Source organism: Nitrosopumilus ureiphilus (assembly GCF_013407185.1).
GTDB lineage: Archaea > Thermoproteota > Nitrososphaeria > Nitrososphaerales > Nitrosopumilaceae > Nitrosopumilus > Nitrosopumilus ureiphilus.
Window position 1 is genome coordinate 113,010 of record NZ_CP026995.1, and the last position, 18,063, is coordinate 131,072.

General features: G+C 27.1%; 17 protein-coding genes. 9 read left to right on the plus strand and 8 right to left on the minus strand.

Features of this window, described 5'->3' with window-relative positions:
- Positions 1-2 precede the first annotated feature (2 nt).
- Both C5F50_RS00645 and C5F50_RS00650 read right to left on the minus strand, forming a co-directional pair.
- On the minus strand, positions 3-1,064 hold the full coding sequence (locus C5F50_RS00645; protein ID WP_179371815.1) for a glycosyltransferase family 4 protein: 1,062 nt from the start codon (positions 1,062-1,064) through the stop codon (positions 3-5).
- A 47-nt stretch (positions 1,065-1,111) separates the two neighbouring features.
- Positions 1,112-2,038 carry an NAD-dependent epimerase/dehydratase family protein gene (locus C5F50_RS00650; RefSeq protein ID WP_179371816.1) on the minus strand — a complete coding sequence of 309 codons (927 nt, stop codon included), beginning with the start codon at positions 2,036-2,038 and terminating at the stop codon, positions 1,112-1,114.
- Between the two features lie 135 nt (positions 2,039-2,173).
- Here C5F50_RS00650 and C5F50_RS00655 point away from each other — a divergent pair, with 135 nt between their 5' ends.
- From C5F50_RS00655 to C5F50_RS00665, 3 genes are all read left to right on the plus strand, one after another.
- Entirely contained in the window at positions 2,174-2,881 is a 708-nt protein-coding gene (locus tag C5F50_RS00655; protein ID WP_179371817.1) for a PIG-L deacetylase family protein, read from the plus strand.
- A gap of 63 nt (positions 2,882-2,944) precedes the next feature.
- Entirely contained in the window at positions 2,945-4,327 is a 1,383-nt protein-coding gene (locus C5F50_RS00660) for a nucleotide sugar dehydrogenase (protein ID WP_179371818.1), read from the plus strand.
- Positions 4,328-4,331: 4 nt separating this feature from the next.
- Positions 4,332-5,537: an asparagine synthase C-terminal domain-containing protein gene (locus C5F50_RS00665; protein WP_179371819.1), complete on the plus strand. Its 1,206-nt coding sequence runs from the start codon at positions 4,332-4,334 to the stop codon at positions 5,535-5,537.
- On the opposite strand, the gene C5F50_RS00670 is transcribed toward C5F50_RS00665, so the two are convergent.
- Complete coding sequence (locus C5F50_RS00670) at positions 5,524-6,594, minus strand: glycosyltransferase family 4 protein (RefSeq protein ID WP_179371820.1); 1,071 nt, start codon at positions 6,592-6,594, stop codon at positions 5,524-5,526. The genes C5F50_RS00665 and C5F50_RS00670 overlap by 14 nt on opposite strands.
- A gap of 112 nt (positions 6,595-6,706) precedes the next feature.
- On the opposite strand from C5F50_RS00670, the gene C5F50_RS00675 reads away from it, so the two are divergent.
- Positions 6,707-7,210 (plus strand): hypothetical protein, encoded by a 504-nt coding sequence (locus C5F50_RS00675; protein ID WP_179371821.1) that lies wholly within the window; start codon positions 6,707-6,709, stop codon positions 7,208-7,210.
- Between the two features lie 199 nt (positions 7,211-7,409).
- Here the strand turns inward: C5F50_RS00675 and C5F50_RS00680 are convergent, their stop codons facing one another.
- A complete protein-coding gene (locus tag C5F50_RS00680) occupies positions 7,410-8,222 on the minus strand; it encodes a class I SAM-dependent methyltransferase (protein ID WP_179371822.1) in 813 nt (270 codons plus the stop codon).
- 80 nt (positions 8,223-8,302) lie between these two features.
- Positions 8,303-9,082 carry a class I SAM-dependent methyltransferase gene (locus tag C5F50_RS00685; RefSeq protein ID WP_179371823.1) on the minus strand — a complete coding sequence of 260 codons (780 nt, stop codon included), beginning with the start codon at positions 9,080-9,082 and terminating at the stop codon, positions 8,303-8,305.
- A gap of 124 nt (positions 9,083-9,206) precedes the next feature.
- Between C5F50_RS00685 and C5F50_RS00690 the strand changes: the two genes are divergently transcribed.
- The 4 genes from C5F50_RS00690 (at position 9,207) to C5F50_RS00705 (ending at position 13,826) form a co-directional block, all read left to right on the plus strand.
- Positions 9,207-10,349 (plus strand): hypothetical protein, encoded by a 1,143-nt coding sequence (locus tag C5F50_RS00690; protein ID WP_179371824.1) that lies wholly within the window; start codon positions 9,207-9,209, stop codon positions 10,347-10,349.
- A gap of 82 nt (positions 10,350-10,431) precedes the next feature.
- Positions 10,432-11,841, plus strand: a complete 1,410-nt coding sequence (locus C5F50_RS00695; RefSeq protein WP_179371825.1) for a sulfatase family protein — start codon at positions 10,432-10,434, stop codon at positions 11,839-11,841.
- 126 nt (positions 11,842-11,967) lie between these two features.
- Positions 11,968-12,744 (plus strand): cytidylyltransferase domain-containing protein, encoded by a 777-nt coding sequence (locus C5F50_RS00700; protein ID WP_179371826.1) that lies wholly within the window; start codon positions 11,968-11,970, stop codon positions 12,742-12,744.
- Positions 12,744-13,826, plus strand: a complete 1,083-nt coding sequence (locus C5F50_RS00705; protein ID WP_179371827.1) for a DegT/DnrJ/EryC1/StrS family aminotransferase — start codon at positions 12,744-12,746, stop codon at positions 13,824-13,826. Before C5F50_RS00700 ends, C5F50_RS00705 begins: the two co-directional genes overlap by 1 nt.
- A 2-nt stretch (positions 13,827-13,828) precedes the next feature.
- Here C5F50_RS00705 and C5F50_RS00710 read toward each other — a convergent pair whose 3' ends face one another.
- Positions 13,829-14,560 (minus strand): N-acetylneuraminate synthase family protein, encoded by a 732-nt coding sequence (locus C5F50_RS00710; RefSeq protein ID WP_179371828.1) that lies wholly within the window; start codon positions 14,558-14,560, stop codon positions 13,829-13,831.
- Between the two features lie 60 nt (positions 14,561-14,620).
- Between C5F50_RS00710 and C5F50_RS00715 the strand changes: the two genes are divergently transcribed.
- Positions 14,621-15,040 (plus strand): GNAT family N-acetyltransferase, encoded by a 420-nt coding sequence (locus C5F50_RS00715; protein ID WP_179371829.1) that lies wholly within the window; start codon positions 14,621-14,623, stop codon positions 15,038-15,040.
- A 52-nt stretch (positions 15,041-15,092) separates the two neighbouring features.
- On the opposite strand, the gene C5F50_RS00720 is transcribed toward C5F50_RS00715, so the two are convergent.
- Together C5F50_RS00720 and C5F50_RS00725 are read right to left on the minus strand one after the other, a co-directional pair.
- Complete coding sequence (locus C5F50_RS00720) at positions 15,093-16,094, minus strand: SDR family NAD(P)-dependent oxidoreductase (protein WP_179371830.1); 1,002 nt, start codon at positions 16,092-16,094, stop codon at positions 15,093-15,095.
- 48 nt (positions 16,095-16,142) lie between these two features.
- A complete protein-coding gene (locus tag C5F50_RS00725; protein ID WP_179371831.1) occupies positions 16,143-18,032 on the minus strand; it encodes a glycosyltransferase family protein in 1,890 nt (629 codons plus the stop codon).
- Positions 18,033-18,063: the final 31 nt, after the last annotated feature.

Here is an 18,063-nt window from a genome sequence, read left to right on the forward strand (position 1 = left end):
TTTTATTTTAATTCTAGGTATTTTTTTGATACTCTAACAAAATCCTCTGCAATCTTTTCCCAACTAAAATTATTTTCAACAAATTTCTTTCCATTAACACCCATTTGTTTTGCTTTATCCAGATCATTAAATATTAGTGAAATCTTTTCAATCAAATCATTGTGATTTCCCTTCTCTACCAAAAATCCTGTTTCTTTATCCTTCACCTCTTCAGGAATTCCCCCAACATTTGTAGCAACTACAGGTTTTTCTAAAATCTGTGCTTCTAATAATGAAACAGGTGACATGTCAATTCCACTAATTAATGCATAAACATCAATTTCACTTAGATATTTTTTAACTTCTTCAGGATGTTTTAACTTTCCCAACCATTGGAAATTTTCATATTTTTGTAATTCTGGTAGAATTCTGTCTCTATATGGGCCATCCCCTGCCCAATAAAATGTAATATCTGGCATAGCTTCCATTACTTTTTTCAAAGTTAGCATTTCTTTTGCTTTTTCCCAGATTACTGCACCTTGTAGCAATCCTACACAAGGATGCTTTAACTTCATTCCTTTTTCTGGAATCCAATCAGATGGTGTAATTCCTTGATAAAAAATCTCAGTTTTTTTATCTGGATAATGTTTTTGCAACTCATTATCCAAGTGTTTACATGTTGGTAAAATTACAGTTGCATTTTCAAAACATTTTTTTGCAATCTTATCCCATTGTTTAAGAGCTATACTCTTTGGAAATGATTTGTAAAGTGTTTTTCTAGCCATATCCATCTCTCTCCAGTAATCTCCTTTCAAATGAACAAATAATGGAATACCTGCCTTTAAAGCTGCAATTCCAAAATGTCTTTGTCTATCAATAAACACTGCATCAGGTTTGAATTCCTTAATTAGATTGTTGAATTTTCTCTTAGTTTGAAACCAATTTCTAATTTTTCTACTTGGAAAACCATCATATATTTCAGAATCTACTACAACTTTACATTCAATATTGTATTTTTTCAAAGTATTAGCAAAACCTTTCAAGTGAACATATCTTAAACCAAATCCTGCAATTAACAATTTCAATTTAATGAAATAATTTTTGAGTAATGTATAATGCTTTTGTAATTTATTTATTCACTACTTTTTATTCTAATTAGATCTGAAACTGTTTCACTTAACCAATCTTTTAATTCAACCTTGTATTCCCAGTTTAATAATTTTTTAGCTAATGTTACATCAGCTTGACTTTTGTGAACATCTCCTTCCAACGCTTTTTTATGTATTGGTTTTAATGTGAGATTTGATGCTTTAATAATTTGATTAGCTAATTCTAATATTGAAATCGTTTTTCCTGTTCCAATATTGATAAAAGCATGTTTTACATTACTCTCTAATGCCATAATGTTTGCTCTGACCACATCTTTTACATAAATGAAATCTCTGATTTGTGAACCATCACCATAAATTATGGGTGGTTCTTTGTTTTGTATTCTTTCAAGAAATAATTTTATTACTCCTGCATAATTTTCTGACTGACGTTCTCCAAAGACATTGAAATATCTTAATCCAATAACATTAACTCCTAGTTTAGAAAATTTTTCTGCTAAAATTTCATCATCTAGTTTGGTTTGAGCATATGGATTAATTGGGATTTTCTGTGCATCTTCTTTTATGGGGATGTTTATTGGATTTCCATAAACACTTGATGAGCTAGCATATACTACTTTGAATCCAAACTCTTTTGCTAATTTGAGAATATTTTCAGTGCCATTAACATTTACATCGTGATATTCATTTGGTTTAGAAAATGATTCTTGAACTGATGCTAATGCGGCTTCATGAAAAACTCCGTCAATATTTTTTAAAATCTTTCTTAAAGAATCTATGTTTCGAATGTCTGTTTGAATAAAATTTATCTGATCTATAACAGCTGCTAAATTTTCTATCTTTCCTGTATAAAGATTGTCAATTACCGTTACAGAATCTCCTCTGTTAACTAAATACTCTATAATGTGGCTACCGATAAAACCTGCTCCTCCCGTTACAGCTATATTCATGAGTTGTTTCTAAAATTAGTATTCATAAATTTATTGAATTTATAATCTGCACAAGAATAATTTTTTAAAATTATTTTTTGATTTATACAATATGCTTTTATGTTGTAAAAATGGGTCGTTATTGGAGATATCTAATTGAATTTAGAAAAAGAAAGATTACTTGTCATTTCTCCTCATGCTGATGATGAGGTAATGGGCTGTTTTGGCTTGATTAATAAAATAAAAAAAGGTGGAGGACAAGTCTATGTTCAAGTATTGTCGTTGGGAGGATTTGATAAATTTGAAGGAACACGAATAACCAAGGAAGATTGGAGGGATGAAGTATCAAAGGTTTCAAAATTTCTGAATATTGACAAATATGAGATTGCACATTATAATGATGAAATTATACATATTGATACAATGCCTCAACAAGAATTAATTGAATTATTGGGATTTAGAAGTAAAATTGCAATATCTAAAATTAAACCTACAATAGTTGCAATCCCAACTATCTTTTCAACTCATCAGGATCATACTCAAGCGTATAAGGTTGCAATTGCCGCATTGAGACCGCATTCACAAAAGACATCACATTTACCCCATCTTGTTGTTTCATACGAATCTCCCGAATATTATTTTTGGTCAGCCGCTTCTGAATTTGGAAAGTTTTCCCCTAATTTTTATGTAAATCTTACAAAAAATGATATTAACAAAAAAATTAAGGCCATGAATATTTACAAAACTCAAATTCGTCCAGAACAACGGGATGGAAGTAGTTTAACTGCCCTTGCAAGAATTAGAGGCAATGAAATTGGTCTTGATTATGCTGAAGCGTATCATATTCATAGATTTTTCATATGATGCAAAATTTCAAATGTAGTGAATTAACATTCATTAAGTATTAAAAAATAAATTAGTGAAACTATGGAAAACAGTGACTCAAGATTAAATGGTTTAGAACATATTCAAGAATTGCTTTCTAGTAAAAATTTGAGGGTTTGTGTTGTTGGTGTAGGACGAATTGGATTGCCTACCGCTCTATCTTTTGCAAAATCAGGATTGCCTACTATAGGAGTTGACATAAATGCTGATTTGGTAACTAGAATTAATTCAAATGATTATCCTTTAAAAGATGAACCAGGTTATGATGTCATATTTAATCAAGTAGTAACAAACAAAAAATTTCATGCATCAACCAAAATAGAAGATGTTGTTCCAAATTCTGAAGTTATACTATTGTCCTTACCAACCCCTATGGATAAAAACAATATACCTGATTATTCTGCATTAAAATCTGTAGGAGCAAAACTTGGGGAATTACTAGAACCTGGTTCATTAGTAGTTGTAGAAAGTACAATTGAACCTGGATTTGTTGAAAATGAACTAGTCAAAATCATTGAAGATGGCAATAAACATTTAGTTGCTGGAAAGAATTTTTCAATAGGTGTGTGTCCAGAAACTGCAAATCCTGGAGAAATAATGCTTGATTTTACTCATCTTCCTAGATTAGTAGGAGCGATAGATGAAAAAACCACTAAAATAATTATGGAGATTTACGAATATGTTTTTCCAGTAGAACTTATTCCAATGCCTGACTGTAAAACTGCAAATGCAGTAAAACTAACTACTAATGTATTTAGAGATCTTAACATTGCATTTGTAAATCAACTTGCATTACTATTTGAAAAACTAGGAATTGATATATCCGTTGTTCTTGATGCTGCTAAAAGAAAATATAATTTTCAAGTTCATTATCCTGGACCTGGAGTTGGAGGTCCATGTTTACCAGTTAATTCATACCAAATGCTAAATTCTGCAAAACAATTTGATAGTAACATGTTAAGCCTTGTTAAAACCGGAAGAGAAGTAAATGAAAGTATGCCAGATCATGTAATTGACTTGATAATTGATGGATTAAAAGATGCGAAAAAAGAAATTTCCAGTTCCACCATTTTATTATTAGGAATTTCATACAAACCTGAAGTTAAAGATATCCAACTAACACCTGCAGAAAAAATTGTTGAAAAACTAAAAGAGCATGGCGCAAAAATCAAAATCTATGATCCCTTTTTTAAATCAGTAAATGTGTTTGATATCCAAACAGAAAATAATATTGAGCAAGCATTGACAAATGTTGATTCTATTGTTCTTGTTACTGCACACAAAGAATTTTACGATTTAAAACCATCGTATATAGCATCAAAAATACAAATGCCTGTAATCATTGATACTAAAAGAATCTTTGACACAGATGATGCAAAAAAATCAAAATTAATCTTTAGATCTCTTGGTACTGGTAAATTCTAGGGATATGTTAGTAGACCCAAACCAAATCAGAAATATTCTTACTTTAAGATATGATCCTTCTCAGAAACCATTGCTGCCTCAATTAACTTGGAAAGACTTTGTACCAAAAACTAGTGATTTCTCTCTTGATTTTATTGAAAAATCCATTGAAAATTATATTTTAAAAAAAATTCATTCTTCTGATGTTAAAAGATTATCTTTAGCACTAAGTGGTGGTGTGGATTCTTCACTTGTATTGGCTTTTCTTAAAAAAACAATACCTGATCTAACAATTGATGCAATTTCAATAAAATTTGCTGATAGTATTGATGAAACCAAAACTGCAGAAAAAATTGCTGAACATTTTGGAATAAATCACCACGTGTTGTTTTTAGAAAATTATCTAAAAGAACTCCCAAAAGCTATTAGCATTACTAAACTTCCATTTTGGGATTTACATTGGTATTATGTGGCAAAAAAATCTAAAAATTTTTCAAATTATTTAGCAGCAGGAGATGGAGGTGATGAAGTATTTGGTGGTTATACCTTTAGATATGCAAAATTTTTATCATTAATTAATTTAAAATCTTCTACTTTAGAAAAAACAAAGGCATATCTAAAATGTCATGAACGAGATAGTGTTATAGATCAAGAAGAAATTTTTGGAGAAAAAATATCTTTTGATTGGAATTTGATTTATGACCAAATTTTACCCCATTTTGATAATTCTTTGTCTGATTTAGATCAAGTTTTTCTTGCAGATTATAATGGAAAATTAATGTATAATTTTGCCCCCATAAATCAAAGAATAAACAATTATTTTGAATTAACTTCAATTGCCCCATTGCTTTCAACTAAAATAATTTTTTATGCTAGTCATTTACATTCCAAACAGAAATATGATGATCTCAACAATATCGGAAAAATTCCATTGCAACAACTTTTAAGAAAATATAATTTGGATTCATTAATTCTAAAAGCAAAACAGGGATTCAGTGTTGATACATTAAATCTTTGGAAATCTTATGGACAAGAATTATGTAAATATTATCTATCTGATGCAAGAATCGTCAAAGATCAATGGATAAATGGAAACTGGATTTTAAAGCATATTGGGAGAAATGATTTAGATGTTCGATATGTGAACAAATTTTTAGGATTATTGGCATTGGAAATTTGGTATAGGCTATTCATTACACAAGAAATGAAGTCTGACACTAATCTAAGTTAATCTTTAACCTGTTTTTAGCATAATCTAAAAAACGTTTTGCAATTACATCCCAACTAAAAGTCTTAATTACAAATTGTCTTCCTGATTTTCCCATTTGTAAGGCTAGTTTTTTATCATTTAATAAAATTGAAATTTTGTCTATTAGATCATTTGCATTTCCTTCCTCTACTAAAAATCCTGTTTCATTATCTTGCATCATCTCTGAAATCCCACCTGTATCTGTGGCAATAACAGGTTTTTCCATTAATTGAGCTTCCTTTAGTGTAAGAGGAGCCAAGTCCATTCCACTTACCAATGCGTAAATATCTATCTCACTTAGAAATTCTCTAACTTTTTCAGGATACTGTAAATGACCTAACCAATTAAAATTCTCAAACTTTTCTAATTCTGAAATTATCTTTTCTCTATAGACTCCATCGCCTACCCAATAGAAATTTACATTGGGAAGTTCATCCATGACTTTTTTTAAAATTAACATCTCTTTTGTTTTTCCCCACCAATCTGCACCTTGTAGCAATCCTACACAAGGGTGTTTTAACTTCATTCCTTCAACATTATACCAATGTTCAGCATTAATTCCCTCTAAAAATGGAAAAGTTTCTTGTTTTGGATGATGTTCTTTTACAATATTTTCCAAGTATTTGCATATTGGTAATATTGCAGTTGCATCTCTAAAACATTTTTCAGCAATCTTGTTTCTAAACCAAATTACACTCCTCATAATAGGTCCTTTATACAATGTTTTTTTTGCCCATTCTATTTCTGACCAATAATGACCTCTTAATAACACAAATAATGGAATTTTTGATTTAATTGTGTCAATTCCAAAATGAGATTGTCTATCAATGAATACTGCATCTGGAGTAAATTCATCTATTAATTTTCTAAATTTTTTATTTGTACCAAACCATTCTTGTGGTCTTTTACTTGGAAAACCTGTACTAAAATCCGTATCCTTAATTAACATGGTTTTTACACCTAGTTTTTGTAAAGCATCTGAAAATTCGTTTAAATGAAAAAATTTCCCTTGACTACCATATGCTATGAGTAATTTCAATTTTATATATTTAATTTTTAATCATGTTTAATATTAAATATCCTAAATTTTTTACTAAAACCAATTTTATTCTGCAGTGATGTTGATATAGTCTTATATTGTTATTCATAATATGGATAGACATCCAGGATTTAGAGCTTGGTTTTATTTTAGAAATGGATGGTCCCTATATTTTGCGTTTATTTTTGCTGCCGTAAATACATTAACTGTAACTTATTATTTAGCAATTGAAAGAATCCCTTTACTTCTAGTAATATTTCCAAGCTTTCTACATTATGTTGTAATTGTTACAATAATAGGAATTCCAATACTTGTATTTATTGGATATGCTCACTTTAAAAAAACTGCTGCATTCAGATCAGAGGTTGATATTTCAATGGAAACTAATCCATATCAACGTAGAATGGTAGTAAACACTGAAGCTATTCTAAGATTAAATCTAAAATTGTTAGATGCTATTCTTAAATCACCTGCTCTTGAAAAAAATTTAAAAGAAGATTTAGAAAAAATTAATATCCTTCAAAATGAAATTACTGATCTAATCAAAAATAGAACATTTACAAATGAAAAAGATTTAGAGTTTTTTAGAAATATTGATAAAAAATTATCCTTTTAATTTACATTTATTAATTTTGGTTATAAAATATTCAGAAAATATTTTGTAATAACTTAAAGTAATAATCAATATTTTATCTAATTTGACATATTTTCAACTGTTTAAAAAACTAATTCTGTTGATTATTGGTTATAGATTTTTTTTGAACAAGATCTGAATTATTTTAAAAATTAATAATCGCCAATTTTTCCTCTAAATTTCACATTTTTAATAATAATCGCAAAAATTTTCCTTTCTTATTATTTGTAGGTATTCTTGGATAATACTGAAATTTTTTTAATCTGGATCTTGTTAATTTATTAACAATTCCTTCTAACTTTGTCGCTGGTCTAAAATAATCAGATTTAACTACTTTAAATCCTGATTTTTTAGCTAAATTTGCTAGCGAATTTTTAGAAAAATGAAAAGTATGTGGTACTAAAAATATTGATGAATTAAGCATTGAATCATTTTCACAGTTTGGTACTTCTATGAAAAAAATTCCTTCATTCTTTAAATTTCTACGAATATTTTCAAAGAACTGAACAGGTTTTATTATGTGCTCTAAAACATGAGACATCCAAATAACATCAAATTTTTCATTTATTTGAAAATTCTCTGCAGTGCCTACAATACAATGACTGTTTTTTAATTTTTTATTAATTAATTCAACATTATTTTCATCTGGTTCAATAGATGTAACAGAAAATCCTTCATTATCAAACCAAAATGTAGCTTGACCCTGACCTGCACCGATTTCTAATATATTTTTTTTATTTGTGATATATGGCTTACAATATTTATATTGTGAAATCCAATGTCTTCTCTTGCCTTGTGAATCTATATCTGTATAATTATTTTTAATTGCATTTGTAGCATCCCATAAATTATTCTGTCCCCAATGTTTTTCTAGATAAATCGATTTTGTTTTTTCTTCTATTTCTATTTCTGATTCACCAGTGACATAAAGATTGCATTTTTTACATTGAAATACTGGTAATTTCAAATAAGAATCATTGATAAATTTCGTCATAGAGAGATTTCCACAGGATATACATTTCATACTAAGTATTACTAGTTAACATTTCAATATCAAACTATCGAATTATTTAACTACAAACTAGAATTTTGTGTTAATACAAAACAATAACAACTAGGAAAATATTTAGCAAATAATTTTCTAAAATTTAAAAATTTGAATTTAAATACTGCATACCCAGAATAAAAGAATGGACAATTTTTCTTACAAATAATTTCAAATCCATTATGTCTGAATAATTCTTTCCAATAAAAGTTTGAAAAATAAATAATTTCATGAATGAAACTAGTATTTGCACCTAAAGGATGAAAAAACAATCTTTTGAGATTTTTTTCTGCAGAGTTAACCTCTTTTTCTTTTGAAATATTTTTATTGGTATTTTCCATTTTTATGTCTGAATTAAAAATACTCTGAAATTTCTTTGATTTTATTAAATATTTAGGAATTAAACAGTAATGCCAAAAATTTGTTATTAATGACCACCAGCTTGAAGGAACAATGTGAATTATTACTCCATCTTTTTTCAAAACTCGTTTCATTTCATTAAATGCTTCTTTAATAGAAACAATTTCTTGTAACATATTTGAAGAAAATATGATGTCAAATGAATTTTCTTTAAAATTTAATTTGTTAATATCCCCTTTTTGAACAGGAAAAAATTGTGGAAATAGTGGTTTGATATCAATTGAAGTGACGTTATATCCATTTTTAGAAATTAATTCTGCCTGGAATCCATCTCGACCACCTATTTCTAAAACTTCCAAATTTTTCTTTTTTGGAAACATTTCCAAAGCTGTTGCTAATTCACCATTTCGAATTAATTCCCACCATTTCTTTTCAGTATTTTCTTCCATCTTACATTTCATCTACAAATACCTAATAATTTTTTCAATATAATCATGATAAATCTGATTTATGACCATCTTATAGATTATTATTAAGAAGATTTTAAATTAATATAAAAAATCATCATATACATTGAAAAAAAATTCTCGCTTGTTAATAATTGTGGCTTTATCCATTTCTGTTTTTATTTATGGGGTTTTCGTAGGCACATACAAAATTTTTCCATATGAGCAATTAGATTATGCAAAAACGATTTCATTAAATGAAAAAAACGATTCTGATGAAAAAAATATTATTTATGAAAATGATGTAAATTCATTAATTCATATTAAAACTGTCGATGATATATCTAAATTAAGAAATAATTTAATTGATTTTATTTGGAGCGGAGATGATTTCCCTAATTCAAAATTACCTGATAGCATTCAAACAAATATTTCAAATTCATTATATGATAATTTTACAAATCTAAAAAGAATTGATCAAATTAATGTAATGATGGAATATGACGTAAACTCTATTTCATATCTATTTGTTCCTGAATCTAGTAATAATAAACTGATTATTTATCATCAAGGTCATGCAGGTGATTTTTATAAAGGAAAAGATACCATTCAATTTTTCTTAGAAAAAAATTATGCTGTATTAGCTTTTTCAATGCCACTTTTAGGAATGAATAATCAACCAATTCTTGAAATTCCTAATATTGGTACAATAAAATTAACATCTCATGAACATTTACGATTTCTTGAATCATCACAATTTTCCCCAATCAAATTTTTTGTGGAACCAATAGCAGTATCATTAAATTATTTAGATGAAAATTATGATTTTTCCTCTTATGATATGATTGGAATCTCAGGTGGCGGATGGACTACCACATTGTATCCTGCAATTGATGACAGAATTTCACAAAGTTATTCAATTGCTGGTTCTGTTCCAATTTATCTTCGTTCTATACCTCAAAATTATGGAGACTATGAACAATGGCTTCCAGAACTTTACAAAAATGCAAATTATCTTGATTTGTATATAATGAATTCATATGGTGACGATAGAAAATTTGTTCAAATTTTTAATAAATATGATTCATGTTGCTTTTCAGGTGAATTATACAAATCATATGAAAATGAAATTAAAGAATCATTGTCTCAATTAAAAAAAGGTCAATTTGATATTTATCTTGATAACACTCATAAAAAGCACATAATTTCTAAATTTTCATTAGAAAAAATACTTGATTCAATTTCAAATAACACAAGGAGTAAATCTTGATTAAATTAATTGAAGAAAACCATATTTTTAAAAATTATTTTGGATATGTTTATTAATTAAACTTTTGACGCTAAAATATTACTTGAAACCCAATATTCTATTTATCGTAATTGACTCATTTTCAGCCAAAAAATGTTTTGGTAAAAATAAAACATCAATAACACCAAATATAGATAATTTGATCAAACAAGGAACTTATTTTTCCCAAACAATTTCTGCTTCTTCTTCAACCGTTTTATCATTTGGTAGTATCTTCACTGGTTTATATCCATTTGAGAGTGTTATTCGAGAAAATAATTATTTTAAAATTGATCCTAAAAAAATAACCTATATTGAAAATTTAATTGATTTTGGTTATAATGCTTATGCAACTTTACCAAAAATATTCACATTTGTTGGATTGGAAAAAATCTTTCAAAGAGAAATTGAAACTTATGATTCTTTTGAAAATTTATACAATGGTGTTGGTGAACAAATACTTGATAGTCTAAACTCAAAAAATCTACAAGAACCATGGTTATACTATTTACATTTAATGGATTTACATGGAACTGAAACATCATTTCTAAGTGATCCACCTGAAGAGTTTTCTGATAAAAAATTTGGAATTAACAGATATGATAGAATGGTTTCTGCCATGGATGTGTGGCTGGGAAAAATTTTGGAAAAAATTGATTTAGAAAAAACATTAATTATTTTAACTGCCGATCATGGTGCTGATTCAGCTTCTTGGACACCAGAAATGGAGAAATTTGCTCAATACAATATAGAAAACCGAAAAGTAGAATCTGGAACCCTACATAAAATATCTATGAAAGTACCCAAATCTTTAATTCCTTTTAGGAAAAAATTGTCTGATAAATATAGAGAAAAAAGAGATCAAACAATTCAAAAAAAAATTCAACCCGAAATAGAAAAAATTGTTGAACTTGATTTGACTCCATATGAAAAGCGTGTAATGCAAAATGCTATAGGATCCATTCCTAAAGTTTATGAAGAAATGTGTCATGTTCCATTAATCATTTCAGGTTTTAAAATTCCTAACAAAATTATTGAACAATTAGTTAGCAGTATTGATATCTTTCCAACTATTGCTGAAATTGTAAATATGCCAAAAAATAATGGAAAAATTCATGGACAAAGTCTTCTCCCACTTATTAATGACAAAACAATAGAAGAAAGACCAGTATATATTGAAAGTGATATTGATTCATCATCAAAAACTAATGTAATAGGAATACGAACTTCCAAATACAAGTATTTCAGGAGTGGTGATTCTTCTACTGTTAATCAACATCTTTATGATCTTCAAACTGATGCATTAGAAGAAAATAACATTGCAAATGAAAATCCCAAAACTGTTGAAGACATGGAAAGTATTTTGCAAAAATTAAAAAATAATTCTTACATGCAAAGTGATCAAAAACAAATAGATGAAGATAAAAGGAAAAAAATTCAAGAAGAATTAAAGAAGCTTGGGTATATCTCTTGAAATTTAAAAATTAAATTTACTATTCAATTTTTATTATAACTTAATATGTAAAAATTCATATTTAATTAATTTCCTTTATAAAAATATCTTAAAACATTCTTAACCATTAGTCTTGTTGTTGTTATTATGATTGGATGTATTATTCAGGCACGAATTGGCTCTAGTAGACTTCCCGGAAAAACTTTGATGAAACTAGACAAAAAAAATACAGTTTTGGATTTTGTAATAAATCAACTTTCATACAGTAAATTAATAGAGACAATTGTTATTGCAACTACCGATCTCAAAGAAGATGACGTTATTGAAATTTTTGCCAAAAATTTGAACATAAATATTTTTAGAGGAAACTCAAACGATGTAGTTGATAGATATTTTCAGTGTGCAAAAAAATTTTCGATAGATACTATTGTAAGAATTACTGCAGATAATCCATTAATTGATCCAAATATTATTGATTTAGTCATAGATGAATATTGTGATAAAAAATGTGATTTTGCAACAAATACATTACATAGAACATTTCCATATGGTACAGAAGTTGAAGTTTTTTCTTTTGAAGTTATTGAAAAAACATGGTTCAATGCCAAAAAGCCTTCAGAACGGGAACATGTTACACCATTTATTAGAGATCCACAAAACAAATTCTATTTAGTAAATGTAGAAAACTATGAGGATCTCTCAAAGATAAGATATACTGTTGATAGAAGAGAAGATCTTAAACTTATAAAAGAAATTATAAAAAATATTAACACAAAACCAATTTTACTGAAACATATAATTGAACTGTATCAAACTAAACCCAACATCTTTAAAATCAATGAAAATGTTAAACATGATGGTTATATCACATCTTTAAAAAAAGATCAACAATATTTTAAATCTCATAATGAGGATAATTCTTAATGTCAAAAATAAAACTATTTGATCCTTTCTTGGATGGTTCTGAAAAAAATGCCATTAATCAGGTATTAGATAGTCATTTTTGGGCATCAGGTGCGGGTACTGGTTATGTAGGAAAATTTGAAGAAAAATTCTCAAAATATGTTGGCTCTAAAAATAGTATTGCAGTAAATAGCGGAACGGCTGCACTAAATCTTGCATTATCTATGTTTGATATAAAAAATAAAGAAGTCATTTTACCCTCATTATCATTTGTATCTACAGCTCATGCTGTAATTCTAAATGGAGGAATTCCTATTTTTGCAGATATTGATTCACAAACTCTTTGCATAGATCCTATTCAAATAAAAAAACTAATTTCCAAAAAAACTAAGATAATTCTCCCAGTTCATTTTGCAGGATTACCCGCCAATTTATATGAAATAAAAAAAATTTGTAAAGAAAATAATCTTTATTTGATTGAAGATGCAGCACATGCTTCTGGTTCATCTTATCAAAATAAAAAAATTGGACGTCATGGAGATTTAGTTTGTTTTAGTTTTCACCCTGTAAAAAATTTAGCAATGCCGACTGGTGGCTTAATTTCTATTAATACAAAAAATTATAAAAAAATTAGTACCATTTTAAAAGAAAAACGTTGGTGTGGAATTAGTAATAGGAAAGGAATTACTTATGATGTAAAAAATGTAGGTTGGAACTATTATATGAATGAGTTTTCTGCAGCTATAGGAATCGAACAATTAAAAAAATTAGATAATCTAAATAATGTTAGGAAAAAAATTGCAAAATTATATAACAAAAAAATTAATCTAGAACATAAAATGATGTATGATGAAAATTCCTCTTACCACATTTTCTGGATACGAGTAAAAAAAAGAAATCAATTCAGGAAAAAAATGAGTAATGTTGGAATAGAAACAGGAATTCATTATAAGCCCATTCATACTTTTTCAATGTACGCAAAAAACAACACACTTCCAATAACAGAAAAAATTGCAAACGAAATAGTATCAATTCCTATTCATCCAAACTTGTCAGATGATGAAATTGAAAAAATTATTAACAGCGTAAATAAATTCTCATAATTTTAGAAATTAGCTTTTTCTAAAATTCTAATATGTGATACTAATTCTGACAGTTGTTTTGTATCGATAGATGTTGAAGCGTCTGGACCTTTAGAATTTTCCAGTTTAACATGTTTTTCAATTAAAATATGCTTAGTTTGTCTTTGTTTTTTTAAGATTGTAAAAAGAATGGCTGCAGTATTTCCTAAAGTATGATCAGAAAATCCATCAAAAGAAACAGCTTTCTTCCAATCAATTTTATTAAATTTTAACGGATAATCGGATATACAGTAACAAAAAGTTGTTTTATTTTTCGAAAAAATCTTCTTAATTTTTTTAATATTGCCTCCCATTCCCATACTAATGATAATTGATTTTTTACTTTTAGCTTTAGATTCTAGTGTTTCAAGTGAAGAAGGATCTTTAAAAAGGCAAGTTCTAGATGCAACTTTGTATCTTTTCACATTTAATGTTTCTAAAAATTTTACTCCTTCTGGATAAAAAGCACTACACATAAACTCAATGTTTGCTTCATCAGCAATTTTTTTAATTTTTTCAGCTTTTTCAAATGTTAATTCAGATTTTTTAATTTCTTTCCAATCTGGATGATTTTCTGAATACAGATCTTTTGCATGCCACATTTGGAATTTTACTATATCTGCTCCAGCTTTTTTACATTCATGAATAATTTTTCCAGCTTTTGATACACTTCCTTCCCAGTTTGATCCTATTTCAGCCACAATTATGGTTTTCAATAATTTATCATACAAAAAGAAAAATTTAACTGTTTTATTGTTTTGATTAAATTCATTCCAATGAAAAATGATGAAATTTTTGTTAAATTAAGATCAGTCAAAAAATCAGATTGTATATTTCTTTATGATTTGTTAAAAGAAAGAGATCCAAGAGCTAATATTTCTCATAAAAAAATGCCTAGTTTTGCACAACATGTCAAATTTGTTATGTCTAAACCATATTCAAAATGGTATATTATTGAAACCTTCAAAAATGCTGTGGGTTCAATTTATCTTACAAAAGATAACGAAATTGGGATTTTTATTAAAAAAGATCTTCATGGTAAAGGAATTGCTTCACTTGCAATTAACTTATTAATGAAAAAACATCCTCGCTTCAGATATTTAGCAAATGTAAATCCTAAAAATAAAAAATCAATTCAATTTTTTAAAAATCAAAAATTTCACTTAATACAACATACATATGAATTAGAAAAATAAACTAATTTTGAATAATTTAAAAATTCTTATACAAATAATTGTATTTATAATCTTATTGAACTAATTTTTTAATCATTACTTTTAATTCTTCTTTTGATATTTTTTCTACTTTATCTGATGAATAATCTTTAACATTTTCTATTTTTCTTATTCCTTGATATGCCTCTTTGATATTATCTATATGAAAGAGTGGATATAATGGATTTGTTATGAAATACATATTATCATATTCCCAACTATAACGAATTTCATCTTCACTTATTAAAATTTCATGTAATTTTTCTCCAGGTCTAATTCCTATAATTTCTTCATTAACATTTTCAAACAAATCACTTAATGCATCTTTTAAATCCATGATGTTATATGCACGCATTTTTGGCACAAAAATCTCTGAACCTTTGCCAGAGTTTGTCGCATTTAGAATGAAGTCTAACGCTTCATCCATTGTAATACTGAATCTAGTCATTTTAGGATCTGTAATTGTGATTTTTCTCCTTTTCTTAATTTGTTCAATAAATAATGGTATTACTGAACCACTACTTCCAAAAACATTTCCATATCTAACAGAAATAAACCTAGTAACATGTTTTTCTGGATCTACATAATTATTTGCTGTTACAAATAATTTCTCTGTTAATAATTTTGTAGCTCCATATGTGTTTAATGGAGAAACAGCTTTATCTGTACTGATTACTACAGCCTTTTCTACATTTTCATGTAAACAAGCATTAATTACATTCTGTGAACCTATGACATTAGTTTTTATAGCTTCAAAAGGATTGTATTCTATCTTTGGAACATGCTTTAGTGCTGCAGTATGAAAAACAATATCTACATCTTCCAATGCTCTTTTCAGACGCTCAAAATCATTAACATCTCCTAGAAAAAATCTAAGACGTTTATCGTTAAATTTATTCTCCATTTTAATTTGATTTTCTTCATTTCTGCTAAAAATCCTAATTGTATCCACCTTTTTTTCCAAAAGTCTATGTGTAAGTGCTATGCCTAATGAACCTGTACCTCCAGTTATTAGAATTTTTTTACCATCAAACACGATTAATTTGTAATTGACTTTTCTAAAAACCTTGCTTTAAACAAATATTTAAAATGATTCTAGAATTGATGCAAATTCTTCAGAAGCATTACCTCTATTCTTCATGAATTTTATTACAAAATCATCTGCATTTCGTATTAAATCATTTTGAAATTTTTTATCAAATAAAATTTTCTTTATATCGTTTTCTAAATTACAATTATCTAAGACAGTAAATACTGCATCACTTTTGATGTGATTAAATTCAGGAACTTTTTCATCAAAATATACATTCATAGTGGGCTTGCCTAAAATCATTGATTCTAGAAGCATTGTTGATGTTCCGTTAATTTCAGGTGATATTACCATTACAATATCTGCTTGATTAACAGTGTTGATCACCGATGTCCATAAGTAGATAGGAATTGTACTGTCTAATTCTCTTATTAATAATTTGATTTCTTCATTATGTTTTAATTGAACTGGATGTAATTTAACAATAATTTTCACATTGTCAAATTTTTCCATAATTGAAAAAATATTTCTAATAATTTTTCTAAATCTAAATTTAAGATCTGTACAAGATAAGCCATTGACATCACTTATAGGATTTGGTGCTAAAAGTAATGTAATTTCTTCATTATTTCTATTTTTTTGTCTAGATAAAAAATAATTATCATGTCTTGGACTTCCTGTAACAATTATTTTTTTTGCATCAATACCATACTCATTTATCAAAAATTCTTTTTTCATTTCTCCCCACACTGCAATTTTATCTTTGAAATTGACATAATCTGATAATTCATCGTACCTCTTTGTTTTTTTAATTCTTTCAATAAAACCATGTTCCAGTAAAATTGTTGGAATCCTTTTTTTATTATATTCAAGAAAACTTTTTTCTGTTTCACCTACCTCATTCAACGATACAATACATTTGACATCACATTTTTCAAAAATTTTTTTAATACTAAAAATCATAGTAATATAGTAAGATAATCTTTCTGAGTATGTTTGTTGTAATACTTCTTTAACTACATCCCAAAAACTAATTTCTTCAATCATGAAAATATTATTAAAAATTTCAGAATTTTCAAATAATTTATTTATTTTTTCCAAATATTTTTCTGTTAATAAGGCAATTTTTTCTTTATCTTTTTTCTCTAAATATTTATCAATTTTAAGTATTTTACAATTAGTTTTCCTTATTGTATTAAGTGAATCTCTACTCCATATTGCAGACCTTCTTTGATTAATCAAAATAACATTCCCGTCAAATTTCATCATATTTTCAAAGAGTTTTGAAAATAATTGTGGATTAAATTCTAAAAAAATAACGCTCTTTTTTTTGGAATCATTAAGATCAAACCAAAAACCATAAAACCACCCCATGGTTGATTCTAAAATTTTTTTAATTTTAAGATAAGTTCCTCTAGAAATGTTAAACGTAAAGGGAATTTTACCTATATTGTACTTGACAGTAATTCTATCCCAAAATAATTTTTTATTTGAATTATTTTGAAAAATTTCTATCTTAATATTACTATTTTCGATAATTGATTCAACTATTTTTGATAATACGTTTGTAGTGATGATTTTTTCTGGTTGTTCTTTTTCAATAACTCGTTTAATTATTGTCAAATTAACTAAGTTGGGCATTAAAAATGATCCAAATTCATGTGAATCTAATATTTTAAGTAAATTAACACCTTCAATTTTATAATCATCTGATTTGATTTTTGAATGCCAATTTCGAAATTCAATCATTTTATCTAAAATTTGTAATCTTTCCTCTTGATTTAGTATTTCATCTGCTTTTTCATGTTCAATGTTTTTGTATTCTAAGGTTTCATGAATATCCAGATCAAACGAAAATTTTTTTACTTTTTTATCCTCAATAATTTTTGACGGTAAAACATCAAAATCTGAATTGTCACCAATCAAAATTATTTTAGAAGTCAAAATACCTTATCGTTTTGATTTGTGATAATTA

Bases quoted from the DNA above. Each gene is read 5' to 3' on its own strand.
- C5F50_RS00675 (WP_179371821.1), top strand. From the start codon at position 6,707: ATGGATAGACATCCAGGATTTAGAGCTTGGTTTTATTTTAGAAATGGA.
- C5F50_RS00700 (WP_179371826.1), top strand. From the start codon at position 11,968: ATGATTGGATGTATTATTCAGGCACGAATTGGCTCTAGTAGACTTCCC.
- C5F50_RS00650 (WP_179371816.1), bottom strand. From the start codon at position 2,038: ATGAATATAGCTGTAACGGGAGGAGCAGGTTTTATCGGTAGCCACATT.
- C5F50_RS00715 (WP_179371829.1), top strand. From the start codon at position 14,621: ATGAAAAATGATGAAATTTTTGTTAAATTAAGATCAGTCAAAAAATCA.
- C5F50_RS00705 (WP_179371827.1), top strand. From the start codon at position 12,744: ATGTCAAAAATAAAACTATTTGATCCTTTCTTGGATGGTTCTGAAAAA.
- C5F50_RS00660 (WP_179371818.1), top strand. From the start codon at position 2,945: ATGGAAAACAGTGACTCAAGATTAAATGGTTTAGAACATATTCAAGAA.
- C5F50_RS00665 (WP_179371819.1), top strand. From the start codon at position 4,332: ATGTTAGTAGACCCAAACCAAATCAGAAATATTCTTACTTTAAGATAT.
- C5F50_RS00680 (WP_179371822.1), bottom strand. From the start codon at position 8,222: ATGACGAAATTTATCAATGATTCTTATTTGAAATTACCAGTATTTCAA.
- C5F50_RS00685 (WP_179371823.1), bottom strand. From the start codon at position 9,082: ATGGAAGAAAATACTGAAAAGAAATGGTGGGAATTAATTCGAAATGGT.